Origin of the sequence: Aliidiomarina shirensis (assembly GCF_003987345.1) — a bacterium.
GTDB lineage: Bacteria > Pseudomonadota > Gammaproteobacteria > Enterobacterales > Alteromonadaceae > Aliidiomarina > Aliidiomarina shirensis.
In genome coordinates this window covers 124,721-151,049 of record NZ_PIPP01000002.1, presented here as the reverse complement: position 1 = coordinate 151,049, position 26,329 = coordinate 124,721, and the positions used below count along the sequence as shown (strand labels likewise).

The following is a 26,329-nucleotide window of genomic DNA, read 5'->3' as shown; positions in this document are numbered from 1 at the left end:
AAATGAAGATTTTAGTAACCGGCACCGCCGGTTTTGTTGGTTTTTATACCGCAGTTAAATTGCTTGAGCTCGGCCACGAGGTGGTGGGGCTGGATAGTATTAATGATTACTACGATGTGAACCTGAAATTTGGCCGTTTAGCTGAATCGGGTATTGCGCGTGATGATGTGGCTTACGGCGAGTTGGTGCAATCGGCTAAGTATTCCAAGTATTGCTTTATGCAGTTGCAGCTTGAAGATAAGGCAATGCTTGATTCGTTGTTTGCGGATGAGCGTTTTGATGCGGTGTGTAATTTGGCGGCGCAGGCTGGCGTGCGCTATTCATTACAAAACCCCCATGCTTACATTGATTCAAATGTAGTGGGTTTTATGAATATTTTGGAAGCGTGCCGGCACAACGGTGTTAAGAACTTGAGTTTTGCTTCGAGTTCTTCGGTGTATGGCCTAAATGAAACGATGCCGTTTTCAACTTCGCACAATGTTGATCATCCGATTAGCTTGTATGCGGCAACGAAGAAATCGAATGAGTTGATGGCGCACACCTATGCGCACTTATATGGCATGCAGTGTACGGGTTTGCGTTTCTTTACTGTGTATGGCCCTTGGGGGCGCCCAGATATGGCGCCGTTCTTGTTTACTAAGGCAGCGTTTGCCGGCGATACCATTAAAGTGTTTAACCACGGCAAGATGAAGCGTGATTTCACCTATATCGACGATATTGTAGAAGGGGTTGTGCGGGTTATTCTTAATCCTTGTGCGGCGAACCCTGAGTGGAGTGGTGCAAACCCGGATTCTTCGAGTTCTTCGGCACCTTATAAGATTTACAATATTGGGAATAGTAATACGGTAGAGTTGTTGGAGTTTATTGAAGCGGTGGAAGCCGCTGCGGGTGTGGAAATTCAAAAAGAGTTTCTGCCGATACAGCCAGGTGATGTAGTGGCTACTTATGCGGATGTGAGCGATCTTGAGCGTGATATGGATTATGCGCCGAGTACAACCGTGCAAGAAGGCATGCGCCGCACTGTGGCTTGGTACCGCGAGTTTTACGGGGTGTAAGAAATTGGGGTCGTTGTCGGTGAGCTCTGGCACTTAAGCGCGTTCACGCTTAAGTGCCAGAGCTCACCGACAACGACCCCATCTTTTCTAACCTGCAAAAGAAAACGGCGAGCTAAATAGCTCGCCGTTTTTGATCTTACTCTTGTACTACGTTGTTAAACTAGCCGCCTGTGGTAACAGTGGTAGTGTTAACGGTAGTAGTAACCGGTGGAACAGTTTCCGGTGGAGTTGTCTCTGGCGGAGTAGTTTCCGGCGGAGTAGTCTCTGGCGGAGTAGTTTCCGGTGGAGTAGTCTCTGGCGGAGTAGTTTCCGGTGGAGTAGTCTCTGGAGGAGTTGTTTCTGGAGGAGTAGTTCCACCATTACCTGGAGGGCAATCAACGCCTTCGATACACTCAACTTCATCAGCTGGGTTTTCACCGCTGTTACCAGCAGCAATTGCCGCCGCTGCAGCTGCCGCAGCCGCAGCCGCTCCAGCTATCGCGCCAACACCGCCTGCTGCAGCGCCACCAGCGCCTGCACCAGCAGCACCTTCATCTTGTGCCATGGCCGGGGCAGATGAAAGTAGCAAGGCGCCTAATAATACTAAAGCAGTATTCTTCATTACGAACGTCCTTCTCTTAATACATGTATTACTTGTACAACTACAAGCCTCACCATGATTACAGATCTAGCGGTAAAAGCAAGTTAATTTATGTTAAAGGCTTGTTTTTTAAGCAACGGTTATCGCAAAAATACCGTTGCCATGCTTGCCTTATTACTGAACCATTGAATCTATTTATTAAAATACGGTGAGCGCTCATCGGTTTGATGCCACAAACTACCGCGAGTATGCAGCATTTGGCCACCATCACGGGTTAATGGGCTCCACGCAAAACCAACGCGGCTGCGCGATGCATTAATACTAAACAAATCAAACGGTATGCTAATAAAGAACCCTTTGTTAAAGGAGCCTTCACCGAACTCTTCCGAAGATAAGTTTGTAAATGCAGCAAAGGCGCCAATGACAACACCACTATCGAAACGCCGCTGTAGATTCACTTTTACGCCTTTATCGCCAGCAAGGAATTGCCCTGCATTCAATGTAATTAAACCACCTTCCATCGCTGGAATATGCTGGCCAACATCATAGTAGAGTGATGCAAAGCCCGTGGTAACTTCGTAATCGCGGAAGCCGAAACCACCATTGAAATCGCGTTGGCGCACGCGATTGATGTCGAGGCCGTAGGCAAATGGACTATTTAACGGGCGATACAAGATCTCGCCGCCAGCGCCTGCAAACATACGTTCGAGGTAGCCACCATATAATTGGGCGTGCCATTCACTACTTAAGGCTTTGTAATAGTTCGCTTGTAGGCGGCTCAACCATGCATCGGCTTGCATATACTCCCGTGCATAGGTGCGCACGCGGGGAACATCGTTTACTAGGCTATCTACGGTGAAATTGAATTTATCGTAGTTGTTATAAATGTTTACACCAACACTGCTATGTAGGCTGAAGTTACGGTTCACTTGTAAATTCGCAAATACATTCGCTTGTAGTTGGAAGAACATAAAGGTTTCTGGCGAGCCATAGCCTTGTTCAAATAGTGGCAATATACCCCAGCTTGGCGTGAGCTTTTGCTCTGGATATTTCAGTGCCCAATCGTCGGTATTTGGTGTGGTATATACATACTCTTCCGGATTTTCCGGCTCTTTAGGACGTGGGGTAGGTTCTACGCGTTCGATATATTCCCAGGCTTCATCCGGCCGCACATCCGGATCGGCATTGGCGATACGGCGGCGATAATCATCGGCGTTGAAGCTGTAGGCGATAAGCGGTTGCCGGCTGGTTTGCTCAACAATTTCAATTTCGCTAATAGATTCAGGTAACTCGGCCAGGAGCACGCGAGCGGTACGATCGAGCCTATCTTGTGGATCGCGCAGGCGCGAAGGGTGCGTGTATACGGTTACTTTATTAAGCGCGTTGGCTTCGCCTTCAGGGGCAGTTTCGCTCTCAGAGGCGCTTAGATAAATTTCGCTGTAGGCGTATGTGCGTTGCGCTCTAATGTTTTGCGCTAGGCGCGCCCAGTTCACGTTTTCGATATCTGGATACCGTGGTTCTTGGCCTGCATCGGCGAGAACCGGATCACGTTTTGGCGGGTTTATGTTGATTGTTGGCATGCGGTTAAAGTTAGAGCGGATATTAAAACCGAATGTGAGGACATCGCCGCGCTCGTAGTTGAGCGATAAATCGATAACGTTACTGAGTTGCCAATTTAAACCAAAGTTAAATGCTGTTTTCGGATCGATAGGGACGCCTGCCAGATCGCGTGAATAATCGTTGCTTTCATATTCTACTTTCAGGCGTAAGTTATCGATGGGGGTTTGGTATTCAACACCGGCAAATAGTGCTGCATCACCTCGGAACCAGTTACCGGCTTCGAATTGACCGCCGCGGCCCGAGAAATCATTGGGATCGAGGTTTCTTGTGCAGAAATCGTTAACCACTTCGCAAAATGGGTTGCTGATTGAATCAGCCGTGCCCATGCGGCCAAAACCTATGCCTAGGGTAAAATCGAAGGGGCCAACGGCTTTGCTAGCGGCGATATACTCGCTACTAAGAACACCGGTACCGGCCATATCAATCAGGCCTACCGACACTTCGGGCCAATAGTTGGTTTCTTCGAATAGGCGGAATTTAACATCGAAGCCTTTATCGGTATAAATTGAATCACCGGAGAAGTTTGGATCGTTGCTATATAAACGGTTTGGAATGCGCACGTAAAACGCGCTGGCTTGTAGCCAATCATAAAGCTGCACCGATACGGTATAGCGGTAATATTCCTTCATATCGTTGTAACTGAGCGCGAATTCACCGGCTGGCGCGTTGCGGGCGCTTGGCATTTGGATAAGGCCGATGTGGCCGTAATTGTTAAAGGTTAGCCGGCGCGGGTGCTCGGTTAAAAACGGTTCGAGGCTGCCTTGGTTTTGTTGTTCCCAATTGGTTTCATGCAACTGAAGTGGGCGTGCAAGTGCTCGCCAGTTGTGTTGCGGTTGGGCGCTGACGGTTTGTGCGCTTTGTTGTTCGGTTTGCACGGGCGGCACTACATGGCGCAGCAAGGCTTGAATGTTATCTTCGAGTTTTGCGGTATCTTGTGCGCTAAGCACGCCTTCGAGTTTGCCAAATGGAAGTAATCCGCCGGCTGAGGCCTCGCGTAGGCCAACGAATAGGATATCGCCCGGTAGTAGTTGTTGGCCGCCAGCATTGTGTGCTGCCCACGGTAATTTCGCATGGGTATCGTTACGGGTAAGCAGAACGTGGCCGCGGTTGGCGCTTGGGAGCAAGGCTTCGTTCTGGCTTTGCTGCGACATAAAATGACGCACGCTGGTGCCAGCAACAAATGGCTGCGCCCCTGGGGTGTTTGTAAAGCCGTAGAGATATACGTTGTCGGGGCGTTTTGGCAACACTAGGGTGTAGTTGCCCGCTGGCAATAGTGGGTTGTGGTTTATATCGAGCCGTGCCTGATAGCGATTGATAGCGCCATAAGGCTGATAGCCTAACTTCCAGCTATTTATTTGCTCGCGCAGTGGGCTTGCGATTTCGTTCGGTAACTGTGCTAATTGGTTGAAAATATTTGCCCGTAGCTCGCGTATTTCAATAGTGCGATCGTTGGCGATAATGCGGGCGCTTGGCCAATAGATTTCGTGGCTAACGCGGTTTTCATTGATGGCTGAATCAAGCACGGTTAGTAAGCGCGTTGGCTCTTCTAATGTAATCGATAGGTGCGCTTCGGACGCCGATGAGGCTTGTATCGATACTAAACTATTGGCTGTGTTTGCAGTGGGCGCAGTGGTAGCGTGTGCCATTGGGGCTACGGCCAGTGCGAACGCTACGGCTTTGGCGAGCGCTGATGGCTTGAGAAATTTTGGCTTTATCGCTGACGCTGTTTTCTTCATTGATTCATTCTTTGTTTTTTGGGTGCTTTTCAGGGTTTTTGCGGCGTGCTTTGTTAGGTTACTCATCGCGGCCCACCCACTTTACTTGTTCGAGCATTATTGGTTTCTCGCCGGGCGTGAGGTGCTGGATGCTGCGCACTACGTGGCCATCGGCTTCGAGCCAAAATTCGTTTTGAAAGGTTTTGCCGCTGGGGCTGAATGTTCCGGTTTCGGTAACGTGGTAGACGTTGCGTTCTCCGCGCGGGAGCGTGATGGTTTGTTGTTCCGCTGATACATTGAAGGTGGATTCAGCGTATGTGCTGCGGGCGCGGTTGCGATCGAGGTAATCGATTTCGCGGCTGTATGTTGTTGGGCACTGCTGACGTTCTAAGATGATGCAGTGGAGTGGATCTTTATCGCGATTGCTGATGGCGAGGATATCGTGATTGCCAAGTTCGCTACTGGATATGGCTTCGGTTTGGCCGATGGTTTTGATGATACGGCCATTTTCGGTAACGATGGTGATGTTATCGGCGCTGATCCAGCTGTGCTGCCGGCGGCCTGCTTCGCGATCGATAAAGCCTAGGACAATTAATGCTTGGCGGTTATCGCCACGGCGGATATATAGCCCGGAATAGGGGAATTCTTCGATAGCTTCGGCGCTCAAAACCACATCTTCTGCTTTGTAGCTTTCGAGTGCATATTCTACTGAATCGTAGAAATCTTGATAGGCTGAAGTGCAGGCGGTGAGTGTTGGCAATATTAAGAGGCCTGCTGCCATTACTAATCCCTTGATTTTCTTCAAGCTAATTTTCTCCGTTGTGTAGCCAGCGATAATTGACGGTATGGCTTGCAGTATATCCCTCGTGGGGTAGCTCCGCAACGCGGGAACTTATTTGTTTGCTGGTTTTGCAGGGTTTGCGGAATCGGTTTACTATCGAGGCATTGGTGACGTGTGTTTATTTCTGAAAGGGGCTTTTTGAATGTGGACAAAGCAACAGCGCGAGTGCTTGGCCGCGCTCGGCATCCCGGTGTACGAGAAGATGGGGTCAGTGAGCATGAGCTCTGGCACTTTAGCGATCTCAGCGCCGGAAAAATTGGGGTCAGTGAGCAAAAGCTCTGGCACTTTAGCGTCTGAGATACCAAGCGAAGAGGGAGCGGTAACGGCGCCTGAACTCAATGGTAAAGATGATGAAAATGTTTCTTTACCACCCGTTTTTTATCGTTTGGGCCCGTGGATTTTGCAGTTTTCTTCCGATATCCCGGCTGCGAGTTTCGATTGGTTGCGGGATTTATCTTCTTTTGTGGGCGGGCGGCCGGTGCAAGTTTCTCATGCGCCTGCCGATAAGGGAGTTATAGATTGCGGTGAGTATGCGCGTGATGCGTTGAACTCGGAGCAAAAACAGGCACTTTGGGCGAAGTTAAAGCCAGCCTTGAACTGAGAGGCATAGATGACAGAGAAAACGCAGCGGGTATTTATTGCTGATATTGAGCGCCTGACGCCGGACATGATGCAAATTGAGAAACAAGCACATGCGGTGCCTTGGAGTGGGCAGGTTTTTGGGCTTTGTTTTGGCGGTGGCTATCGGGTAGTGGGGCTATACCTGATTTCGGATGGCGTAACGCGGATGATTGGATATTCTGTGGTGCATAAGGTGCTGGATGAACTGAGCCTAATGAATATTGCCATTGCACCTGAATATCGTGGCAAAGGCTTTGGGCGCATGTTGATGCAGGATATTATTGATTATGCCTGCGATGAGAAGGGTGCGCAGCAATGGCGCGTTTTCCTTGAAGTGCGCGAAGGCAATAAAACTGCTATCGCGATGTATAAATCTTTGGGATTTACCGAAATAGGCCGCCGCCCCGGCTACTACCAACCCGCTCGCGCGGGAAACCCTCGCGAAGACGCCGTAGTGATGGCCCTCGAATAAACTGGGGTCGTTGTCTTTAAGCTATGGCACTTAAGCCGAGCTTAGAATGGGGTCGTTGTCCTTCTAACCTGGCACCTAAGCATCTTGTGTGGCTATCGCTTAACTTACTAGTTTAGATAAATCAATGCTCTACACTCGAAAGAAGGTGGTGTCGTTGAGGCGATACTCGTCCCCCGAAGGTTAACATCCTTAAGTGCCATAGTATCGCCTCAACGACCCCAATTTCAGAGCGAGGAGGAAACTATGCCACGGAGACGGCGAGCATACGTGCCTGGAATCGGTGCGCATGTAATTCAAAGAGGAAATAATCGGCAGATTACGTTTAAAGACGATAGTGATCGTTCAGTTTTTGTAAGCTATCTGATTGAATACTTGGTTGAGTTTGATGTAAAAATTCACGCTTGGGTATTGATGTCCAACCACTTTCACTTCTATTGCACATCAGAACACAAATGGGGAATATCACGATTTATTCAAATACTCTGCAGCCGATATACGCGCTATTTCAACAAGCGCCACGGGCGAACCGGAACTCTTTGGGAAGGACGCTATTATTCAGCAATGGTGCAAAGCGCGAAACATTCCCTAAATTTGTACAAATACATTGAACAAAACCCCGTGAAGGCAGGGTTAGTGGCCCGAGCCGGAGATTTCCACTGGTCTAGCTATGCCACCAATGCTCGTGGCGTGCCTTCCAGTATTTGCACGCCTCATCCCGATTATTTAGCACTCGGAAAAAATGACCAGGAACGGCGTTCCGAGTATCGTCGTTTGTTTTCCTTTGATTGCTCTTCTGAATTTTTAGAGGATATTCGAAGTGCCACTATGAGCAACGGCGCGTTAGGTGACGAGGCGTTTTTGAAGCGGCTTTCTGATTTAACCGGGGTATCTTTTGAGTGCCACAGAAAACGGAAAGTTTCGCCTGAATACTGCGCCGTCGCAGAGAATATATCTGAGGATTTAAAAGTTTAGGATCTTAATCCTTAAGTGCCAGAGCTTTGGGACAACGACCCCATCTTCATCGAGCTTAAGTGCCAGAGCATGAGGACACTGCCCCTACTCTATTGGCGCTTAACTCCTTGAAAACACGAATATCAACCGTTCTTACAAAATCCTTAAGTGCCAGAGTTTGGGGACAACGACCCCATTTTCTCGAGGTCTAGGTGCCAGAGTTTGGGGACAACGACCCCATCTTCTAAACTTCCTTGGTGTGCGTAAACGTAATCTCCGGGAAGCGTTCTTGCGTGAGCGATAAATTCGCCATGGTGGGCGCTATGTAGGCTAGTGCATTACCGCCGTCGATGGAGAGGTTGTGTTGCGCTTTGCGTTGAAACTCTTCGAATTTCTTGGCGTCATCGCAATATACCCAGCGCGCAGTAGCAACCTGAATGTTTTCGTAAATCGCTTCTACCTTGTACTCAGCGCGCAAGCGGTGCACAACCACATCAAACTGCAGCATACCCACGGCACCCACAATTAAATCGTTTGAAGCCAACGGACGGAACACCTGTACCGCACCTTCTTCTGAAAGCTGCACCAAACCCTTCAATAATTGTTTTTGCTTTAACGGATCTTTTAAACGAATACGGCGGAATAACTCAGGCGCAAAGTTTGGAATGCCGGTGAATTTGAATTCATCGCCCCATGTGAACGTATCCCCAATTTGAATCGTCCCGTGGTTATGCAAACCAATAATATCGCCCGGCCACGCTTCATCTACGTGCTCACGATCACCGGCAACAAAAGTGAGTGCATCCGCAATCCGCACCTCTTTGCCAAGGCGCACATGCTTCATCTTCATGCCTTGCTCGTACTTACCAGAAACAATGCGCATGAAAGCAACCCGATCGCGGTGGCGCGGATCCATATTTGCCTGAATTTTAAATACAAAGCCTGAAAACTTCTCATTCGCCGCGTCAACAAACTCTTCTTTATCCGTATTCCGGCCCATCGGCGTTGGCGCCCATTCCACAAGGCCATCGAGCATGTGATCAACACCGAAATTACCAAGCGCGGTACCGAAAAATACGGGCGTCAGTTCACCGGCTAAAAACAGCTCCAAATCAAATTCGTTCGAAGCGCCTTTTACCAAATTAATTTCATCGCGCAGCTCATCGGCATAGCCGCCAATGCGCTTATCGAGCTCTGGGTTATCGATACCTTTAATGATATCCACTTCCTGAATGCGGTGGCCCTGGCCTGATTTGTAGAAAATAATTTCATCACGCGCAATGTGATAAACCCCTTTGAAGTTCTTGCCTTGGCCGATTGGCCAAGTAATCGGGGCGCACATAATTTTTAAAACATCTTCAACTTCATCAAGCAATTCCAACGGATCCCGAATATCGCGATCGAGCTTGTTCACGAAAGTAAGAATAGGAGTATCGCGCAGGCGCGTAACGTCCATCAATTTAATGGTCCGTTCCTCAACACCTTTGGCGGCATCGATTACCATTAAACAAGAATCCACCGCGGTAAGCGTGCGGTAGGTATCTTCCGAGAAATCTTCGTGGCCAGGGGTATCGAGCAGGTTTACCAATGAATCGCGATACGGGAACTGCATTACCGATGTGGTCACCGAGATGCCCCGTTCCTTCTCCATTTCCATCCAATCTGATTTGGCATGCTGACCCGATTTTTTACCTTTTACCGTGCCGGCTTTTTGGATTTTTTGCCCGTGCAGCAATACCTTTTCGGTAATAGTGGTTTTACCCGCATCGGGGTGAGAAATGATGGCGAAGGTTCTTCGCATATTTATTTCATTGATTAAGCTTTGCTTCGACATGCACCCAACTTTTCTTAATTATCTGTTTTTACTGGCTAAAAGTGGCTTTTTTCTGCTGTTTTTAACACCGCAAAAAGCCCCCAGCGAATTGCCGCGCATTATACAGGCTTTATCTAAAAATATGTAGGGATAGCGTTTAGCGCGTGATTGTTAACAACAAGGGCCTGTGGCATGCTTGTTATTCTTTGAAGTTGTAAGGATATTTATTTTAGATGCAAACGCATTCAGCTGAGCCGAAAGCCCGGACAAAAGCTCACCGCAAAGCCGCAAAGGCGAAAATTCAGGATCAGCTCACGGCTCTGTTCGAGAAAGAGCAAGCTGTGCCGGAAATGTTGGCTGGATTGGTGGAGTTTTTACGCCAAGGTGGTGTGGCGCATGCGGCGGAGCGAATGGATGCACTGACGGCGCGGCTGCAACAAAACCCTGAAGAGGCACAGGCGTTAGGGGAGCGAGTTCATGGCCAGTTGGTGGGGCTGAACTTGTATCCTGCTTTAGTGAATTTGGGGATTTTTGCGCGGCGGGCGTTACTGCGGGAAATGGCTACGCGTTTGTATGATCGGTTGATTCCGCCGCCTCGAGAAGAGGGGAGTTCACTCGATTTGTTGGCGCAGCTGTTTCATCGCAAGCGTGATGCTTTGTGGTTGCAAACGATTCAACCCGTGCAGTGGCTTCGCCTTTACACGGTGCTGGTTCGCGCAAGTAGTGATGAAAGTGTGCGCGCGGCGGAAGTTCATGTGCGCCAAGAGATCCTCTACGTTTTGGAAATGCTGGCGATTTGGATTGCGGCTGAAGAGCTCGAGCCGGAGCTTATGCGCATTGATAAAAAACTGATTGATATTGATTCGCCGTTTATTGCATTGCAGCGCGAAATGCAGAGTTTTACTCAACATGAAACCCGACGTATGGAAGGGGCTGATTTGCCCCCTTTTGATGCGAGCCATTTATGGGTGATGTTGGAACAAAGCCAAGAGCAGGTTGACCGAATTCGTCGGCGTGGCCGCGGTGCCGCGGGATCTTCTTTGGCGGTGGCGCATCTGCTGGAGCGGTTGGAGCAAACTATTACCCGAATGAACTCGCTGCTTTCGTTGCTCACTACCGATAGTTCGTTTCTGGTGATGAAACGGAGTGTAGCGCTTTGGCAGCACCTGGTTTTAGCCACTACGGTAAAAAACAGTACGCTTGATGTGTGGCGCACGAGCACGGCAATGGTTTCACGTAGTATTACGCAGAATAAAAGTGATCATGGTGAGCATTATATTGCTCGGGATCCGCAAAGTTATTTCGCGATTATGCGTTCTGCGGCTGGCGCGGGTTTTGTGATTGCGTTCATGGCGTTGTTGAAAATTCACATCGAAAGCCAAGGGTTTGGGCCTTTGGCTAGCACGGTTTTGGTGAGCTTGAACTATGGTTTGGGCTTTGTTCTTATTCACCTATTGCGCTGCACTATTGCCACGAAACAGCCGGCGATGACGGCGGCGAGTTTTGCCGCTGAAGTTGAGCGGGGAGGGGATGGACGAGCGGTTAGCCGCAAGCTCGCGTTGTTGTTGATTGATGTGAATCGTTCACAGTGGGCGGCGGTGTGGGGCAATATTTCTACCGCTTTGTTAACGGCTGCTATTGTGTGTTTGGGCGTGTATTGGTGGTTTGGGCAAGCGTTACTTGATGCTGATGCGGTGCGTTATCAGTTTTCGGCAATTGAACCAATAAGTGGTTTGGCTTTGTTTTATGCTGCTATTGCGGGTGTTTGGTTGTTTTGCTCGGGGTTGATTGCGGGCTATTTTGATAACCGCGCTGATTATGTGCAGTTGCGCGCGCGGTTGTATCAGCATGTGTTGTTGAGTTGGTTGGGCGAGGAACGCCGGGAGCGGTTGGCAAATTACTTGCATGAAAATTACGGCGCTATTATGGGTAACTTCTTCTTTGGGGTGTTGCTTGGCGTTACTGGCTATATTGGTTATCTCACTGGCTTGCCGCTGGATATTCGTCATGTGGCCTTTTCTTCGGCAAATCTAGGCTTTGCTAGTTTCAGCGATTTTTTCAGTGTGTTTGATTTTTTAGTTGGTTTGTTATTTGTGCTGATGATTGGCTTTGTGAATCTTTGGGTGAGTTTCACGCTGGCGTTGTTAGTAGCGATGCAAGCGCGGGGTACTAGCATTCAGCGCTTCCGGCCAATGCTGCGTTCGTTGCGCCAACAGTTGCGTGAGAAGCCTTCAACTTTCTTTTTTCCGGCCGCGCCGGAGAGGGAACCGGAGAAAAAAGATAGCTGAGCTCTAGGCCTGCCAAAGTTTTTGGTATGCGCCGTCTGGGTCGTACATTTGGGCCTGTTTTTTTAGATTGAACGAACTTCCGCCGCGCGGATTTGCGGCTAATCCTGCAATGTATTGCCAGTTTCCATAGTTGCTTGCTGGATCGTAATCGAGCAATTGGGCTTCAAACCATAGCGCACCTAAGCGCCAATCAACGGCCATATCATGAATCAGCGCCGACGCGACATTTTGTCGGCCGCGGTTGCTCATATACCCAGTTTTCGCCAATTCACACATGTTCGCGTTCAGAAATTCGTTGTCTGTTTTACCCGCGCACCCCCCCCAGAAGTTGGGGTCGTTGTCGCGAAGCTCTGGCACCTTTATGAAATCGGGGTCGTTGTCGCGAAGCTCTGGCACCTTTATGAAATTGGGGTCGTTGTCATGAAGCTCTGGCACTTTACCAAGAGGTTTTGCAGCCCCTTGAAACAGATGGGAGCCACGTTCCGCGGCAAGAAACTGAAAAAAATCACGCCAGAGCAACTCTACGATCAACCATTCGGTGGAAGAGTTTGCTCCATTCTCAGCCTCGTACTTTCGAACCGCTTGGAGTACTTGCGCTGGTGATATACAGCCGAGATTTAGCCAAGGCGATAATTTGCTTGAGTAATCCGCACCAATAAGGCCGTTACGAGTCTCCTTGTAGTGTCCAACAGCTTGTTCTGCATAAACTTTTAAGCGTTGGAGGCCTGCAGTTTCCCCACCTTTAAAAGGCAATACTGCGCGTTCATCAGTGTAGGCATTTACAGGAATCGGGCTCACTTTTAGAACATGGTGTCTGACACCATTTTCTCTGGCACCTTTTTTTGCTTGGTGCCAGAGAAGTTCGTGCCAGACACCATGTTCTTTTAGGTGCCAGAGCTCACGGACAACGACCCCATCTTCTGGGGAGGCCACCTTACGGCGAAACTTACTAAAACTGCTAAAAGGTTCTGGGTGATGTTCACGCACGTGCTTGGTGGAAAGTAACGTGTAACATTCGTGTTGTACTAATTTTACACCAATAGCCTCAAGCGCTCGCCGCACACGCTCCGCGCTTTCAGTTTCTTCATGTGCGAATAAACGTTGAGTATGTACATGGGTGATGTTCAAATCCTGACAAAGCTTGGGCAGCAGCACTTCGGGCTCGTCAGCTTGAATCACAAGTTCACTGCCGATGTACTGCAGTTTCTTCCGCAAATTTTGCACCGATTCCCACAAAAACTTCGCCCGCAGCGGCCCACAACGCGGCATACCGAGCCATGTTCCGGTATATTGGCGATCATAGCAAAATACGCCCAGCGGCTTCGCCATGTCTATCCCGCTTGCCGCCGAACGATCAAACGCCGCCTCTAGCGCCGGGTTATTCGCGATGCGCAAATTGCGCCGAAACCAAATGAGCTGATTTGGGGAAGAGCTCACCATCACCGCCTCGCTTTGTTTTCACGAAAAGCTGAAAAATCAACCGCCGGTTCGATATCCTGCGCGCCTTCTTGCGGCAAGGCTGCCACCGCTTTATCCGGTTCGGCATAGTGCAGCCGATTAATCAACCGCGTGCTGTGATAACCATCAAGCCCCGAAATCGCCAGGGTATCAAGATCTTCAATAGCCACATAGCCATCTCCCTTCATCGCCGCTTCGGCAAAACGCACCCACTCAATTTCACCAATAACAAATTCAGTGCCGTTCACTTTAAACGGAACAATTTCAACTAACCGCAAGCCCATTTGCAGCGGGCTTTCAGCCACCGCAGGTGCTGGAAAACCAGAGTGCCAATGTGGCGTAAGGCCAGTAGCTGCAAATTCACAAACATCCGGTGGAAAGCTCGCGCTGGTTAGATGCGCGGCATTCAACATGTTCGCACCCACATGGTTAATGGTGTAGTAACCTAGCTCCTCGATATTAGCTACCGTATCGCGCTGCACAGGTTCGCCCTTCTCCGTGGTGCGAGGGCGCATTACCATCCCAATCAAAGGCGGGTTTGCGCCGAGGTGCACCACCGAACTCACCATGGAAAGGTTCATATTTTTGTTGGCGTCAGCGCTACCTACCAAATTTGCGCTCTTGAAACCGGAAAGGCTATTAATGAGCCGCGCCCGAAATCGTCGGGGCAGAGCGTTAAAATCATGTTTAGTGAACTGCAATTTACTCATGGAAATCCTTGTTTAATTTTTAATATCCGAGTGCTTTTTGCCGGTAGTTCGGTTGCGCCGACATCGTTCTGAGCAATAGCGCACCTCATCCCACACCTTCGCCCACTTCTTCCGCCACGCAAACGGACGTTGGCATGCTACACACATTTTGCTCGGTAAATGCTGCTTCTTCATTTCTTACTCAATGTGGCGTTCGAGAATGTTCGGTAAATTTTTCTGGACCAACGGATGTTTGCGCCATTTCCAAAGATGATCACGAGCTCGTTTACCGGTTTCCTTTAAATCAATAATGGGTTCTGGATAATCTTTCTCGAGCTGAAAATCATGCATGATTTGCTCAAACGGGGGCATTAGCCATGGTTCATGAATATATTGATTCGGAATATTCCTCAGCTCTGGCAGCCAGCGGCGAATAAACACACCCTCGGGATCATGTTCTTGCGATTGTTTCACCGGATTATAAATTCGAATTGTATTAATGCCGGTGACACCCGCCTGCATTTGAAATTGTGGATAATGGATGCCTGGCTCAAAATCCAAAAACAAACGGCCCAAGTGGCTGGCCCCCATACGCCAATCAAGAAACAAATGATGGGTTAAAAAACTTACCAGCATCGCGCGCATGCGGAAATTAATATAACCGGTTTGCTGTAAACAGCGAATGCATGCATCAACCAGTGGATACCCAGTTTTGCCCCGCAGCCACGCGCTTAAATGGTTAATATCGCCGCTGCGGTGCAGCTTCTCGTATCCCAGGTTTAGTGGTTCAAATTGTAAGCGTGGTTCAAGCTCAAATTTCTGGATAAAATGACAATGCCAGCGCAATCGCGATAACACACCTTGCATCGCCATTTTCCAACCATCTTCCTTACTCTTGTTTTTACAGGCTTGATAGACCTGCCGCACGCTCAGGTTTCCAAATGCCAGATAGGGCGAAAGCCGTGAACAATGGGTGCGGCTGAGCTCTGGTTTAGAAATAAACTTGTGGTAATGGCGGCCACGTGTTTGCAGAAAATCATGTAGCCATTTATGCCCGGATAGTTCGCCGCCATGTTGATAATTGGCGTTCGGTGCTACCCAATCGTGTGGTGGCTGGTAGGTTAATTCGCCGCTGGTGAAATTAGTAATTGGCTTTAGGTTTTGTAGTTCAGCTTGATCCTGCTGCTGATGCATTTTTTGATACCATCGCTTTCGCCACCCTTCGCGATTTTTCAATGCACGTTCAATGCCATTGTGTGGAAACTGCCGCCAATTAACTTCGTTTTTACGAGCCCATTCTGCAATGTCTTTATCCCGCGAGAAGGTGTTCGCGAGCCCGGTTTCTTCATAGCTAAAAATATTTTGTATGTTGTGGGTTTCGTTCAAATGCGCGAAAACTTCGCGGGCGTTGCCGTGCATCACATTCATTTGGTGTTTAAACGGCGCAAGCTGACGGTTCATCTGAGCAATTGATTGCATGACAAAGCGCCAGTGGTGTTCGCCAAAATGCTTGTCGTTAAGAAGCATGGGTTCAACGATGTAAATCAATAGAGTGGGCACATCTTCCCGGCACGCTACCGCAAGCGGCGCGTGATCTCGAAGCCGAAGATCGCGTTTGAACCACACTATATTAATCATGTTGTGCTTTACGTTCTGCCGCAGCTTTTGGTTCAGAGAAGATGGTGTCTGGCACCACTTACTATGGCACCGTTCCAGAAGATGGTGTCTGGCACCATTTACTATGGCACCGTTCCAGAAGATGGTGTCTGGCACCATTTACTATGGCACCGGTAGATAAAGTAATGTTTGGCAGCGTTTTCTGCGGCGTGCTTTGCTTTTTAAGGTGCCAGAGCTTAGAGACAACGACCCCAATTTCAAAAAGGTGCCAGAGCTTCGGGACAACGACCCCGTTTTCTAGGGGCGGAGGTGGAAAAGCGATTGCGCGATGTTGGCGATGTTGGCGGGTTCGTTGCGTTGGCCTTGTTGGCCGCAAAGCGGCATATCGGGGCTGTCGGTTTCGAGAACTAAGGATTCGAGTGGCACTTGCGCAATGGCCGCGCGCGTTTTCTTGGCGCGTTCGTAAGTGATTATTCCGCCCACACCAAGTCGAAAGCCCGCTTCTATCCACTGCATGGCTTGTTGATAGCTACCCGAAAAAGCATGCACGATACCGCCACAAACACCGGCTTTTCTTACCATCGGCAACATCATATCCAGCGTTTTTCGATGATGCAGAATTACCGGCAAATTCATGTCGGCTGCAATATCGAGCTGTTTCGTAAATAGCTCAACCTGTAAATCAAACAAAGGTTGCGTGGCATCAAGGCCAATCTCGCCCACCGCCAATGCCCCTTTCTCAAGAAACGTAGGCAACAGCGCCAAATCATCGGCGAAATTGTCCGCCGTAGGTGCGCCGTCAGCTGTACGCTCACTCAAAAAATATGGGTGCAACCCAAAGGCCACGCGCCAATCAGAATAACGTTGCGCAAACGCCAACAACCGCGGCCACTGCGCAGCACTTACACCCAGCACCAGAAAACGCTCAACCCCGGCAGCCTTTGCTCGCGCTAACATCGCATCGCGATCATCATCAAATGCAGGGAAATCAATATGGCAATGGGAATCGGTTAAATGCCGCGGGCGGCGGCCATCCAAACTTTTCGCGCCTTCTAAAGCCGCAAGCGCGTCATTGGCAGAAGGAAACTCGCTCAAAAGGCGCATTTTATTTGTTTGTGTGTGCGTCATTGTCTGGCGCTTCATAAACCGTTACATCGGGCTCTGAATGCACTGAAATGGGTCGGCGGCGGCGCAAGAACGAAAAGGTAACTAAAACCCCAGCAACAAAGGCTAACAGTAATAAAAAAGCTTGTTGTTGTAATGAAGCTCTATGATAGGGGCGCGATTGCGCCGTAATTCGATCGTAATCAAAAGTAATGCGCACGAACCCAAGTAAATGCGAACCCGTTTCGCTGCGATCAAGCACAGCAGAAACCATAGGCACAGCCCAAATAGAATCAGGCAGGTTAGCAAGATATGTATGCAACGGTAAATCGTGCCCCACGCGAACCAGATTCCGGCCCAGTTCATCTTGAATACTAACCTCTAAAATTGCTTCTTGGCTTTGTAAATGTTGCGCTAAATTTTCTAAACCGTTGTAGTTATCTTCAATAAACCATATCTTAGCTTCGTTTTGGGCTTGCGCCATGATCACTTGCGCTAAATTCTCGGTATGCTCCACCAACACCTCTTCGCCTTTTTGATTGGCTTGATACCAACTATTAGCGATAATGCCGATCAGCGTCAGCGCAGCAACAATTAAGATGATGCGGCGATACACACGTTCGCCCGGTAACATCCAAGGCCGTTTTTTACTTACTGTATTTTTTTCTGTTTGCGCTATATTCATAACGGCAACTTTAGCTCAGCGGAAGGCTTCAGGCAATCGCCTGCTAGAACAATAATTAGCGCATGTGCGCGAGGACAATAGAATGAGCACATTACCGGACATGTTAAAACCCGGCTTAGCTTTATTTGATATGGATTCTACCCTCATTCAGTTAGAGAGCATCGATGCTATTGCGGCAGCCGGTGGCAATGGCCCCGCAGTGGCGAAAATTACGGAACGCGCCATGCGTGGTGAACTAGATTTCAAAGAGGCGCTGCATGAGCGCGTGAAAATGCTAGCGGGTGTTTCGGAAGATACTATTTTTGATCTTGCTGATAACTTGCCCTATACCGAGGGCGCCGATGAGCTCATGCGCTTTTTACGTAAACACCGCTGGCGCATTGCCATTGTTTCTGGTGGTTTTACCTGGTTCGCGGATATGGCAGCCATGCGCTGGGGCGCAGATTACGTGGCATGTAATGTGCTTGAAGTGGTGAATGGCAAGCTAAGTGGGCGTTTACTGGGGCCGGTTGTTGATGCTCAAGCAAAGGCTGATGCGCTGGAAGCGCTAATGCGCCAGTACGGTATTCCACGTGAGCAAGTTATTGCTATCGGTGATGGCGCGAATGATATTCCAATGCTTGAAGCCGCCGGCTTTGGCGTCGCTTTCAACGCTAAACCGGCATTGGCGAAAGTGGCTGATTTACAAATTGAAGGTTCGCTGGCGAAACTAATTGAAGTTCTAGCCTAGCATGCGATAAAGCGCATCGGGTGCATAATCCGGTGTGTGGTTACATTCTGGGAGTGGCCAATATACTGCGCCAAAATCGTCGACCGTGGCTAATAAAAAGTTTTCGGGTTTGCGCAGCGGCTCAAATACCGGGCCATGGAGCGATTCCGCAATACAAACTTCACCCGTTTTACCATCGGTAAATTTGAGCGCCAATATATAGCCAGGTTTCGCTATTACAGTGCTCACTTTAGGCAATGTCATGGGCTTACTCCAACGGCTTAATTTTGTTTAATGGCAGCAATGCTTTTGCCAGCTCCCAATCGCACATCAATTCTTCGCGGTTGCTAATGATCCATTCAACCACCATTAATAGTACACGCTTTGGTAAATTTCTAGCAATCACTTCGAGAATTTGCTTACACACCAAACACATCAAATATATTTTCATCACTAAGAACTTCTGCGGCGTGGCCTTCGGCGAAAACTTTGCCATCGGCGAGCAGCACCGCATTATCGCAGAAGGTTTTTCCCGCGCTGAGATCGTGCATCACTACTAAAACAGTGCCACCGTTCTGGGCATGCTGCTGCAACAAATTCATCACTGCAAGCTGATGGCGGGGATCGAGCCCCGCGGTGGGTTCATCGGCCAATATTATTTTTGGTTTGCCGGCAAATACCCGAGCCAATAGGGCGCGCTGCAGCTCTCCCGTGGAAATTTCAAATACTTTGCGCTCGGCCAAGTGCAAGCAATCGGTTTCCGCCATCGCTTGTTGCACAGCCGCTTGTTTTTCATTTTTGCTCCAGCTTTCCCGTGGCAAGGTTCCAAGTTCTACCAACGCACTTACTTTCAGGGCCCACGCGGGCGTTATTTGTTGCCCTAAATAGCCTATTTCAGCCTGTGGAAAATTGTGTAGCTCGCTAGCTTTTATATGCTCAGCGGGCAGAACTCCCGCTAAAATCTTTAATAATGTGCTCTTTCCGGCGCCATTTTCGCCGAAAATGCCGGTAACTTTCCCAGTTTCAAAATGCAATGAAATATCGCTGAGAATGGCTCTGTTGTTGTACGCAAAGTTCAAGTTACTAAAGCTAATGGTGTTGGCATTGCGAGATTGGCTCATTTTGCATTCCCCCAGAGGCTACCGGACATGTTGTGGCGCACTAGTAACATTAGGAAGAATGGACCGCCGATGAGCGTGGCCATTACACCGACCTGCAGCTCTGCACCGGTTGGCAATAGCTGCACAAGTATATCCATGAGCAGCACCAATAAAGCACCGGCGAGCATGCTGCTGAAGAGCAAGCGGCGAGGATCACCGTGTACAAGGGGCCTTAGTAGGTGAGGCACTACTAACCCGACAAAGCCAATAACGCCGGTTACGGCTACCGCCCCGCCTACTAACAGCGCGGTGCCGGTAAGTATTTTTGCCCGCTCAAGCGCACCATTAAACCCCATGGAGGTGGCTGTTTCTTCGCCCAGGGTGAGAGCTTGTAGATAGCGGCCGCTGGCGAAAATAAGTATCGCGCCCACAAGTAAGAACGGCGAAATGAGCATGATTTGATCGAGATCGCGGTTGGCGAGCGAGCCCATCAGCCAAAAGCTGATTTCTTGCATAGCAAAAGGGCTGGGCGCCATGCTGAGTGCAAGCGCAATGAGCCCGGATAGGAACGCCGATACGGCTACACCGGACAAAATTAATGTGGTTATGCTGGCGCGCATGCCGGCGATCATTACCACAATGAGTAAGGCCAGCGCGCTGCCAAACACGGCGGCGATCGGCAAGAGCCATGAATACCAGGTAGCAAAGCCGAAATAGAGCACGATTACCGCGGCAAGAGCGGCGCCCGAAGACACCCCGAGTATGCCAGGTTCAGCTAACGGGTTGCGCAATAAGCCCTGCATGCCGGCACCGGCCAAGCCTAGCGCCGCGCCGGTAATGAGCGCGAGCAAGATACGAGGTATGCGGATGTCGAACAGAATCTGCTTGCTAATCGCGGTATCCGAGAAAGTGGTGTCTGGCACCATTTTCTCTGGCACCATTTTCTCGGGGAAGCCGAGGGCGGTGAGTACGTTTACATCGGCGTTGCCCACCCAGAGTGCGGCAATAGCGATGATGATGATGGCAACAACAAGATTAATTCGATGCAGGCTCATGGACGGTTTTCTCTAGCAGGTTCGGACGTCAGCTCTGAACTTGATTCTTGTACTGGCTTAAACCGCTCAGCAGAAATCAGTTGGGAAGTAAGAATATCAATAGCTTCAGGTAATCGCTGCGCCATACAGCCGCTTATTTCGCGCGGCAAATACAGCGCTGTTACGTGCGGCAATTGCTGATAATTGCGCAGTGATTTATGCATTAAGTTTAAGTTCGCAAGCGCAAAACTCTGTGGCGCTTGCTGCACACAGGTGTCGCTATTGCAGTGTTCTGCTTCACTTTCAACGGCTATTTCAGAGTTAACCAGCTTTCCTTCGAGCAACAATATATCTGGCTGCCATTGCAGAATATCTTCCAAACCTACTTTTACTAAGCCATCACCTTTACGTGCGGCCAAGTTTTCTAGCCCCATGTGCTGGAAAAGCTCGTTGAGTAAGTTGTTGCCGCCAAAACTCCATTGGTTTACTTGCATGGCAAGTACCGTGGGGCGGATATCCGTTTCGTTGATCGCTAACGCCGGCGGAATGGAAATAGCCGCAATATCCGCTTGCGCGAGTTCTGGTTGTTGTAGCACATCGGCGAGCTCACGAAAGAACTGCCGCGAATCGGCAAAACTATTGGGTTCATCGAGAACCGATACGGGCAAGCCGTTATTACGGAAATTATTGATACGAATAGGTGAGTTGAATTGCCCAGCAATAATCATATCGGGCGCAAGCTGCATAATTTTTTCAATGCGGCCGTGGTGTTCGGCAACTGGGTAAAACTCAAAGTTCTCATTTTGCCAGCGCGCGAGCACGTAATCGATGCAGTAATTCATAGACACGATGCGTAGCTTTTTCGGAGAATCCTCTTCAGGGCTTTCGTTGATTAACGTGCCTGCGCTAGTTTGCGCTGCGGAATAAGGCTGAGAATAGTTTGCCGCCTGAGCAGCGGTTAAGGTAGCCAGAAAAAGGGCTATCAACAGCATTGAAGTGAATAGCAACGCCCGTAACGGTTGCTGAGAAAATTTCGGCAAGGCGCGCATAAACATGTTTTTGTTGAATGGGAAAATGCTGAACTGGGTTCCCCTCATGTTGCGCTTCCCTTATTATGTTTGTGAGTTCATTTTTATGGCTTGAATTTTAGCATTACCGCATCAGTTTTTAAGAGCGCAGTTTAACACCACCTTCGTTTATTAGCACTTTAGCAGAGAGAGAAATATGGCCAAGGCGAAACAGAAAACAGCCTATGTATGTACCGAATGTGGTGCTGATTTTCCGCGTTGGCAGGGGCAATGCAGCGAATGTGGTGAGTGGAATACAGTGAGCGAAGTGCGTTTGGGCACAGCCTCGCCGAGTTCAGGAGGCCGCAGCCGCACCGGTTTTTCTGGCCTTACTGAATCGAAAGTGCAAACCCTAAGTGAAGTTGATTTACAGCAAGTTCCGCGCTTTTCCACCAGTTTTCAAGAGTTTGATCGGGTTCTCGGTGGCGGCATTGTGCCGGGTTCGGCGATTTTGATTGGCGGTTCGCCCGGTGCCGGTAAAAGTACATTGCTACTGCAAACCATGTGTAAGCTGGCCGAGTACATGCCAGCGCTTTACGTTACGGGCGAAGAATCGCTACAGCAGGTAGCTATGCGCGCGCAACGGCTGAACTTGCCCACCGATAAGCTGCGCATGTTGGCCGAAACCTCGGTAGAGCTAATTTGCCAACTTGCTGATAAAGAAAAACCAAAAATCATGGTAATTGATTCGATACAGGTGATGCACCTAACCGACATTCAATCAGCACCCGGCAGTGTTTCGCAAGTGCGTGAAACCGCCGCGTATTTAACGCGTTATGCCAAGCAAAACAATGTCGCTATTTTCATGGTTGGACATGTAACCAAAGATGGTTCGCTGGCCGGACCAAAAGTATTAGAGCACTGCATTGATTGCTCGGTTATTTTGGACGGGGATGGCGATTCCCGATACCGCACATTGCGCGGCACCAAAAACCGTTTCGGCGCCGTGAACGAGCTTGGTGTGTTTGCCATGATGGGTGATGGCTTAAAAGAAGTGAAAAATCCTTCGGCCATATTCTTAAGCCGCGGCCAAGAACATGGCAGTGGTTCCGTGGTGCTTACCGTATGGGAAGGCACGCGGCCACTGTTAGTAGAGATTCAGGCTTTGGTAGACCATTCGCAGCTCTCGAACCCGCGCCGGGTTGCCGTGGGCACCGAACAAAACCGCTTAGCTTTATTGCTAGCCGTATTACACCGCCATGGCGGGTTAATGCTGGGTGATCAAGATGTTTTTGTGAATGTCGTTGGCGGTGTGCGGGTAGTTGAAACCAGCTCTGATTTAGCGTTGTTATTGGCCATAGTTTCCAGCTTCCGCGATCAGCCCATTCCACAAGATATGGTGGTATTCGGCGAAGTAGGGCTTTCCGGAGAAATTCGTCCGGTGCCGAACGGTGGCGATCGCCTCAATGAAGCGGCAAAACATGGTTTCAAACGCGCCATAGTGCCGATTGCTAATGTACCGAAGAATTTACCCGCAGGCATGCAGGTGCAAGGCGTGAAGAACATCGCCGAAGCGCTAGAATTAGTGTAGTGCGGTGATCACCACCTGTGTTGACAAACGCGAGGCACAAAAAAAGCGCAACTGGTTTAACACCATGCGCTTTTAAAGAATTGGCAGGGGCGGAGGGATTCGAACCCCCAACCGTCGGTTTTGGAGACCGCTGTTCTACCAATTGGAACTACGCCCCTGCAACAGCGCTGAATTATACCGAGCATCTATACCGCGGCAAGTGTTTTATGCACAAACTAAAACGTTTGCACGGTTTTTAAACGATTTCGGCAACTTGTGAAAGTAAAGTAGGCAGATTAGCGCCTATTTAGTACCAAATATTTTATCACCAGCATCACCAAGGCCCGGCAAAATATAGCCGTGCTCATTCAAGCGCTCATCCTGCGCCGCCGCATAAATAGTAACATCTGGGTGCGCTTTTAAAACACGCTTCACACCCTCAGGTGCCGCCACTAACACCAAAATACGAATCTCTTTGCAGCCATGTTTTTTCAGCATATCCAACGTAGCCACCATCGAGCCACCGGTTGCCAACATCGGGTCGATTACTAGCGCCATGCGCTCATCAATGTTGCCTGCGAATTTCTCGTAATAAGGCACTGGCTCCAGCGTTTCTTCATCGCGATAAAGCCCTACAACACTTACTTTCGCGCTCGGAATTAACTGCAAAACGCCATCCATCATGCCAAGGCCTGCGCGGAGAATAGGAACGATAGTGATTTTCTTGCCTTTGAGGCGCTGCACATTAATCGGGGAATTATTCCAACCTTCTATTTCGGCATCTTCTAGCTCAAGATCTTGCGTTGCTTCATAAGTTAAAAGGTTACCCAGCTCGTTGGCCAGTTCACGAAAATCTTTGGTACTAATATCCGCCGCCCGCATTAAGCCAATCTTGTGCTGAATCAGGGGATGTTTAATCACGTGAATTGTCATTGGAACCTCATTAAACGTATGAATTTCCCCAAGTATAACGGAAATTCCGCCTTGGGGTGGGCGAATTCACAGACAGAGTAAGCTTCCGGGAGATCGTAACCGGCATGCAGAACCGCTCAAGCACATCCATGTGACGCTGTGGATCCACGCCATCCATGGCGTGGACACTTCTGCCTGCCGGTTACGATCTCCCTCGCGCTCACTCTGTCTGTGAATTCGCCTAACACTAATGGCTCTTTAAAAATGTGTTTTAAAATTCGTGGCGCATACTTCGAGGAACGGTGGGTTTGCGTGAGGAGGCGAGTTGGCCGTGTTCAGAAATGTCCGCGCCAAGGATGGCGCGGATCATAGCGCCACATGGATGTGCTTGAGCGGTTCTGAACACGGCCAACTCGCCGCCGGAAGCAAACCCACCGTTCCAGCGCGGAAGCAGGATGCAATGCCCGAGTGCTGTGGTACAATTGCTGTGATTTGGTTTTTTAACAGGAACAGTGAGGCGTATGGCTCAGTATATTTATAGTATGTTGCGGGTGAGCAAAGTAGTGCCACCGAAACGTACCATTTTAAAAGATATTTCTCTTAGCTTTTTCCCTGGCGCAAAAATTGGTGTACTCGGCCTCAATGGTTCGGGTAAATCGACGTTGCTGCGCATTATGGCCGGCGTGGATACCGAGTTTGAAGGTGAAGCCCGCCCGCAAACCGGCATTAAAATCGGTTATTTGCCACAGGAACCAAAACTGGATCCGAGCAAAACGGTTCGTGAAACTGTTGAAGAAGCCTTGAGCGATATTAAAGATGCATTGGCCGAACTTGATCAACTTTATGCTGCTTATGCCGAAGAAGATGCAGATTTCGATGCGTTAGCAAAGCGCCAAGGTGAGCTGGAAGCTATTTTGCAGGCGAAAGAAGGCCACAATTTAGAGAACGCTCTTGAGCGTGCTTCCGATGCGCTGCGCCTACCGCCGTGGGATTCTAAAATTGAGCACTTATCGGGTGGTGAACGCCGCCGGGTAGCGCTTTGTCGCTTGTTGTTAGAAAAGCCTGATATGTTGTTACTTGATGAGCCTACCAACCACTTGGATGCGGAATCAGTAGCGTGGCTAGAGCGCTTCTTGCATGATTATGAAGGCACCGTGGTAGCTATTACCCACGATCGTTATTTCCTTGATAACGTAGCGGGCTGGATTCTGGAACTCGACCGTGGTTACGGTATTCCTTGGGAAGGCAACTACTCAAGCTGGCTTGAGCAAAAAGATGCCCGTTTAGCGCAAGAAGAGCGTGGCGAAGCGGCGCGGCAGAAATCGATTAAGAAAGAACTTGAGTGGGTGCGCCAGAATCCTAAAGGGCGCCAAGCCAAGAGCAAAGCGCGGCTTAACCGCTTTGAAGAGCTGCAATCTGGCGATTACCAAAGCCGTAACGAAACTAACGAGCTGTATATTCCACCGGGCCCGCGCCTTGGCGATAAGGTGTTGGACGTTACCGGCTTGAAGAAGAGCTACGGTGATCGGGTTATTATCGATGATTTAACCTTCAGCATGCCGAAAGGCGCGATTGTGGGTATTATCGGCCCGAATGGTGCGGGTAAATCTACTTTGTTCCGTATGATCAGCGAGAAAGAACAACCGGATGCGGGCACGATTGAGCTCGGTGAAACGGTGCATTTGGCTTCGGTTGATCAGTTCCGTGATGATATGGACGATAAGAAAACCGTGTATCAAGAAATTTCTGATGGCCAAGAAATTTTGAAGATTGGTAACTATGAAGTGCAGGCGCGGGCTTACGTGGGCCGCTTTAACTTCCGTGGCAACGATCAGCAAAAATTCATTGGTGAGCTATCCGGTGGTGAACGTAACCGTGTGCATTTAGCCAAGCTATTGCGCGCTGGCGGCAACTTATTGTTGCTCGATGAGCCTACCAATGATTTGGACGTGGAAACCTTGCGGGCATTGGAAGATGCGTTGCTCGAATTCCCTGGCGCTGCCATGGTGATTTCGCACGATCGCTGGTTCTTAGATCGTATCGCTACGCACATTCTAGATTACCGTGATGAAGGCAAGGTAACCTTCTACGAGGGTAACTACACGGAATACGTAGATTACATGAAGAAAACCTACGGCTCCGATGCCATGGATCCACATCGCATCAAATACAAAAAAGTTACAAAATAACCTCAAAAGCCGCGGCCCAAACCGCGGCTTTTTTCATGCTGGGGGCGGGAATGAGCTGCAGCGCTTCCGTGGGATAGCTGGGGGTGGGCGAGCCGCAGGCTGGTTTCCGTGCACAGCAACAAGCATTCACCGCTTCCGCTGAGAGCCGTAGGCCAACCCAGAACCGCTGCTAGCACATCCATGTGCGCTATGATCCGCGCCATCCTTGGCGCGGACATTTCTGGGTTGGCCTACGGCTATCAGCTCGCGCGTTGAACGCCTGTTGCTAAGCACATTAAACAGCGCCTGCGGCTCGTCCA

24 protein-coding genes and 1 tRNA gene are annotated in these 26,329 nt (G+C 49.5%); 8 read left to right on the top strand and 17 right to left on the bottom strand.

Annotated elements, in window-relative coordinates; genetic code table 11:
- The first annotated feature begins 2 nt into the window (after window positions 1-2).
- The gene (locus CWE13_RS04785) at window positions 3-1,055 is read left to right on the top strand and encodes an NAD-dependent epimerase (RefSeq protein ID WP_126806409.1); all 1,053 of its coding nucleotides are present in this window, start codon (window positions 3-5) and stop codon (window positions 1,053-1,055) included.
- A gap of 160 nt (window positions 1,056-1,215) precedes the next feature.
- Here the strand turns inward: CWE13_RS04785 and CWE13_RS12560 are convergent, their stop codons facing one another.
- From CWE13_RS12560 to CWE13_RS04770, 3 genes are all read right to left on the bottom strand, one after another.
- Window positions 1,216-1,656 (bottom strand): hypothetical protein, encoded by a 441-nt coding sequence (locus CWE13_RS12560; protein WP_198677892.1) that lies wholly within the window; start codon window positions 1,654-1,656, stop codon window positions 1,216-1,218.
- A 170-nt stretch (window positions 1,657-1,826) separates the two neighbouring features.
- A complete protein-coding gene (locus tag CWE13_RS04775; protein WP_126806407.1) occupies window positions 1,827-5,057 on the bottom strand; it encodes a YjbH domain-containing protein in 3,231 nt (1,076 codons plus the stop codon).
- The gene (locus CWE13_RS04770; protein ID WP_126806405.1) at window positions 5,050-5,751 is read right to left on the bottom strand and encodes a YjbF family lipoprotein; all 702 of its coding nucleotides are present in this window, start codon (window positions 5,749-5,751) and stop codon (window positions 5,050-5,052) included. The genes CWE13_RS04775 and CWE13_RS04770 overlap by 8 nt, the downstream gene beginning before the upstream one ends.
- 202 nt (window positions 5,752-5,953) lie before the next feature.
- Here CWE13_RS04770 and CWE13_RS04765 point away from each other — a divergent pair, with 202 nt between their 5' ends.
- The 3 genes from CWE13_RS04765 (at window position 5,954) to CWE13_RS04755 (ending at window position 7,876) form a co-directional block, all read left to right on the top strand.
- Window positions 5,954-6,412, top strand: coding sequence for a hypothetical protein (locus CWE13_RS04765; protein WP_126806403.1), 459 nt, complete (start codon window positions 5,954-5,956; stop codon window positions 6,410-6,412).
- A 9-nt stretch (window positions 6,413-6,421) separates the two neighbouring features.
- Window positions 6,422-6,904 (top strand): ribosomal protein S18-alanine N-acetyltransferase, encoded by a 483-nt coding sequence (gene rimI, locus CWE13_RS04760; RefSeq protein WP_126806401.1) that lies wholly within the window; start codon window positions 6,422-6,424, stop codon window positions 6,902-6,904.
- 243 nt (window positions 6,905-7,147) lie between these two features.
- Window positions 7,148-7,876, top strand: a complete 729-nt coding sequence (locus CWE13_RS04755; protein ID WP_126806400.1) for a transposase — start codon at window positions 7,148-7,150, stop codon at window positions 7,874-7,876.
- A gap of 223 nt (window positions 7,877-8,099) precedes the next feature.
- On the opposite strand, the gene prfC is transcribed toward CWE13_RS04755, so the two are convergent.
- A complete protein-coding gene (gene prfC / locus CWE13_RS04750; RefSeq protein WP_126806398.1) occupies window positions 8,100-9,689 on the bottom strand; it encodes a peptide chain release factor 3 in 1,590 nt (529 codons plus the stop codon).
- A 212-nt stretch (window positions 9,690-9,901) separates the two neighbouring features.
- Between prfC and CWE13_RS04745 the strand changes: the two genes are divergently transcribed.
- A complete protein-coding gene (locus CWE13_RS04745) occupies window positions 9,902-11,956 on the top strand; it encodes a site-specific recombinase (RefSeq protein WP_126806396.1) in 2,055 nt (684 codons plus the stop codon).
- A gap of 3 nt (window positions 11,957-11,959) precedes the next feature.
- Here CWE13_RS04745 and CWE13_RS04740 read toward each other — a convergent pair whose 3' ends face one another.
- The 6 genes from CWE13_RS04740 to CWE13_RS04715 all read right to left on the bottom strand — a co-directional run bounded on the left by CWE13_RS04740 (window position 11,960) and on the right by CWE13_RS04715 (window position 17,509).
- A complete protein-coding gene (locus tag CWE13_RS04740; protein ID WP_126806394.1) occupies window positions 11,960-13,396 on the bottom strand; it encodes a DASH family cryptochrome in 1,437 nt (478 codons plus the stop codon).
- On the bottom strand, window positions 13,396-14,124 hold the full coding sequence (locus CWE13_RS04735) for a flavin reductase family protein (RefSeq protein ID WP_126806392.1): 729 nt from the start codon (window positions 14,122-14,124) through the stop codon (window positions 13,396-13,398). Before CWE13_RS04735 ends, CWE13_RS04740 begins: the two co-directional genes overlap by 1 nt.
- Before the next feature lie 12 nt (window positions 14,125-14,136).
- Window positions 14,137-14,298 carry a DUF2256 domain-containing protein gene (locus CWE13_RS04730; protein ID WP_126806390.1) on the bottom strand — a complete coding sequence of 54 codons (162 nt, stop codon included), beginning with the start codon at window positions 14,296-14,298 and terminating at the stop codon, window positions 14,137-14,139.
- A gap of 3 nt (window positions 14,299-14,301) precedes the next feature.
- On the bottom strand, window positions 14,302-15,741 hold the full coding sequence (locus CWE13_RS04725; RefSeq protein WP_126806389.1) for a cryptochrome/deoxyribodipyrimidine photo-lyase family protein: 1,440 nt from the start codon (window positions 15,739-15,741) through the stop codon (window positions 14,302-14,304).
- 276 nt (window positions 15,742-16,017) lie between these two features.
- Window positions 16,018-16,848 (bottom strand): TatD family hydrolase, encoded by an 831-nt coding sequence (locus CWE13_RS04720; RefSeq protein ID WP_126806387.1) that lies wholly within the window; start codon window positions 16,846-16,848, stop codon window positions 16,018-16,020.
- Window positions 16,826-17,509, bottom strand: coding sequence for an AhpA/YtjB family protein (locus tag CWE13_RS04715; protein WP_126806385.1), 684 nt, complete (start codon window positions 17,507-17,509; stop codon window positions 16,826-16,828). The genes CWE13_RS04720 and CWE13_RS04715 overlap by 23 nt, the downstream gene beginning before the upstream one ends.
- Window positions 17,510-17,591: 82 nt before the next feature.
- Here CWE13_RS04715 and serB point away from each other — a divergent pair, with 82 nt between their 5' ends.
- A complete protein-coding gene (gene serB / locus CWE13_RS04710; protein ID WP_126806383.1) occupies window positions 17,592-18,239 on the top strand; it encodes a phosphoserine phosphatase SerB in 648 nt (215 codons plus the stop codon).
- Here serB and CWE13_RS04705 read toward each other — a convergent pair.
- The 5 genes from CWE13_RS04705 to CWE13_RS04690 are packed head-to-tail and all read right to left on the bottom strand — an operon-like array spanning window position 18,231 to window position 21,449.
- Entirely contained in the window at window positions 18,231-18,482 is a 252-nt protein-coding gene (locus CWE13_RS04705; protein WP_241973634.1) for a DUF2442 domain-containing protein, read from the bottom strand. The genes serB and CWE13_RS04705 overlap by 9 nt on opposite strands.
- A 4-nt stretch (window positions 18,483-18,486) precedes the next feature.
- On the bottom strand, window positions 18,487-18,669 hold the full coding sequence (locus CWE13_RS12555) for a DUF4160 domain-containing protein (RefSeq protein WP_198677891.1): 183 nt from the start codon (window positions 18,667-18,669) through the stop codon (window positions 18,487-18,489).
- Window positions 18,638-19,339 carry an ABC transporter ATP-binding protein gene (locus CWE13_RS04700; RefSeq protein ID WP_126806381.1) on the bottom strand — a complete coding sequence of 234 codons (702 nt, stop codon included), beginning with the start codon at window positions 19,337-19,339 and terminating at the stop codon, window positions 18,638-18,640. The genes CWE13_RS12555 and CWE13_RS04700 overlap by 32 nt, the downstream gene beginning before the upstream one ends.
- Window positions 19,336-20,373 carry a FecCD family ABC transporter permease gene (locus CWE13_RS04695; RefSeq protein ID WP_126806379.1) on the bottom strand — a complete coding sequence of 346 codons (1,038 nt, stop codon included), beginning with the start codon at window positions 20,371-20,373 and terminating at the stop codon, window positions 19,336-19,338. The genes CWE13_RS04700 and CWE13_RS04695 overlap by 4 nt, the downstream gene beginning before the upstream one ends.
- Window positions 20,370-21,449: an ABC transporter substrate-binding protein gene (locus tag CWE13_RS04690; protein ID WP_126806377.1), complete on the bottom strand. Its 1,080-nt coding sequence runs from the start codon at window positions 21,447-21,449 to the stop codon at window positions 20,370-20,372. The genes CWE13_RS04695 and CWE13_RS04690 overlap by 4 nt, the downstream gene beginning before the upstream one ends.
- Window positions 21,450-21,576: 127 nt before the next feature.
- Between CWE13_RS04690 and radA the strand changes: the two genes are divergently transcribed.
- Window positions 21,577-22,950, top strand: coding sequence for a DNA repair protein RadA (gene radA, locus CWE13_RS04685; protein WP_126806375.1), 1,374 nt, complete (start codon window positions 21,577-21,579; stop codon window positions 22,948-22,950).
- Between the two features lie 81 nt (window positions 22,951-23,031).
- Here the strand turns inward: radA and CWE13_RS04680 are convergent.
- Window positions 23,032-23,108: transfer RNA gene (locus CWE13_RS04680), tRNA-Trp, on the bottom strand.
- Between the two features lie 124 nt (window positions 23,109-23,232).
- Window positions 23,233-23,862: a uracil phosphoribosyltransferase gene (gene upp / locus CWE13_RS04675; protein WP_126806373.1), complete on the bottom strand. Its 630-nt coding sequence runs from the start codon at window positions 23,860-23,862 to the stop codon at window positions 23,233-23,235.
- A gap of 500 nt (window positions 23,863-24,362) precedes the next feature.
- Here upp and ettA point away from each other — a divergent pair, with 500 nt between their 5' ends.
- Window positions 24,363-26,030: an energy-dependent translational throttle protein EttA gene (ettA, locus tag CWE13_RS04670; protein WP_126806371.1), complete on the top strand. Its 1,668-nt coding sequence runs from the start codon at window positions 24,363-24,365 to the stop codon at window positions 26,028-26,030.
- The last annotated feature ends 299 nt before the right edge of the window (window positions 26,031-26,329 follow it).

Coding starts and splice junctions, on each gene's coding strand:
- CWE13_RS04785 (WP_126806409.1), top strand. CDS start 3: ATGAAGATTTTAGTAACCGGCACCGCCGGTTTTGTTGGTTTTTATACC.
- CWE13_RS12560 (WP_198677892.1), bottom strand. CDS start 1,656: ATGAAGAATACTGCTTTAGTATTATTAGGCGCCTTGCTACTTTCATCT.
- CWE13_RS04775 (WP_126806407.1), bottom strand. CDS start 5,057: ATGAGTAACCTAACAAAGCACGCCGCAAAAACCCTGAAAAGCACCCAA.
- CWE13_RS04770 (WP_126806405.1), bottom strand. CDS start 5,751: ATGGCAGCAGGCCTCTTAATATTGCCAACACTCACCGCCTGCACTTCA.
- CWE13_RS04765 (WP_126806403.1), top strand. CDS start 5,954: ATGTGGACAAAGCAACAGCGCGAGTGCTTGGCCGCGCTCGGCATCCCG.
- rimI (WP_126806401.1), top strand. CDS start 6,422: ATGACAGAGAAAACGCAGCGGGTATTTATTGCTGATATTGAGCGCCTG.
- CWE13_RS04755 (WP_126806400.1), top strand. CDS start 7,148: ATGCCACGGAGACGGCGAGCATACGTGCCTGGAATCGGTGCGCATGTA.
- prfC (WP_126806398.1), bottom strand. CDS start 9,689: ATGTCGAAGCAAAGCTTAATCAATGAAATAAATATGCGAAGAACCTTC.
- CWE13_RS04745 (WP_126806396.1), top strand. CDS start 9,902: ATGCAAACGCATTCAGCTGAGCCGAAAGCCCGGACAAAAGCTCACCGC.
- CWE13_RS04740 (WP_126806394.1), bottom strand. CDS start 13,396: ATGGTGAGCTCTTCCCCAAATCAGCTCATTTGGTTTCGGCGCAATTTG.
- CWE13_RS04735 (WP_126806392.1), bottom strand. CDS start 14,124: ATGAGTAAATTGCAGTTCACTAAACATGATTTTAACGCTCTGCCCCGA.
- CWE13_RS04730 (WP_126806390.1), bottom strand. CDS start 14,298: ATGAAGAAGCAGCATTTACCGAGCAAAATGTGTGTAGCATGCCAACGT.
- CWE13_RS04725 (WP_126806389.1), bottom strand. CDS start 15,741: ATGATTAATATAGTGTGGTTCAAACGCGATCTTCGGCTTCGAGATCAC.
- CWE13_RS04720 (WP_126806387.1), bottom strand. CDS start 16,848: ATGACGCACACACAAACAAATAAAATGCGCCTTTTGAGCGAGTTTCCT.
- CWE13_RS04715 (WP_126806385.1), bottom strand. CDS start 17,509: ATGAATATAGCGCAAACAGAAAAAAATACAGTAAGTAAAAAACGGCCT.
- serB (WP_126806383.1), top strand. CDS start 17,592: ATGAGCACATTACCGGACATGTTAAAACCCGGCTTAGCTTTATTTGAT.
- CWE13_RS04705 (WP_241973634.1), bottom strand. CDS start 18,482: ATGACATTGCCTAAAGTGAGCACTGTAATAGCGAAACCTGGCTATATA.
- CWE13_RS12555 (WP_198677891.1), bottom strand. CDS start 18,669: ATGAAAATATATTTGATGTGTTTGGTGTGTAAGCAAATTCTCGAAGTG.
- CWE13_RS04700 (WP_126806381.1), bottom strand. CDS start 19,339: ATGAGCCAATCTCGCAATGCCAACACCATTAGCTTTAGTAACTTGAAC.
- CWE13_RS04695 (WP_126806379.1), bottom strand. CDS start 20,373: ATGAGCCTGCATCGAATTAATCTTGTTGTTGCCATCATCATCATCGCT.
- CWE13_RS04690 (WP_126806377.1), bottom strand. CDS start 21,449: ATGAGGGGAACCCAGTTCAGCATTTTCCCATTCAACAAAAACATGTTT.
- radA (WP_126806375.1), top strand. CDS start 21,577: ATGGCCAAGGCGAAACAGAAAACAGCCTATGTATGTACCGAATGTGGT.
- upp (WP_126806373.1), bottom strand. CDS start 23,862: ATGACAATTCACGTGATTAAACATCCCCTGATTCAGCACAAGATTGGC.
- ettA (WP_126806371.1), top strand. CDS start 24,363: ATGGCTCAGTATATTTATAGTATGTTGCGGGTGAGCAAAGTAGTGCCA.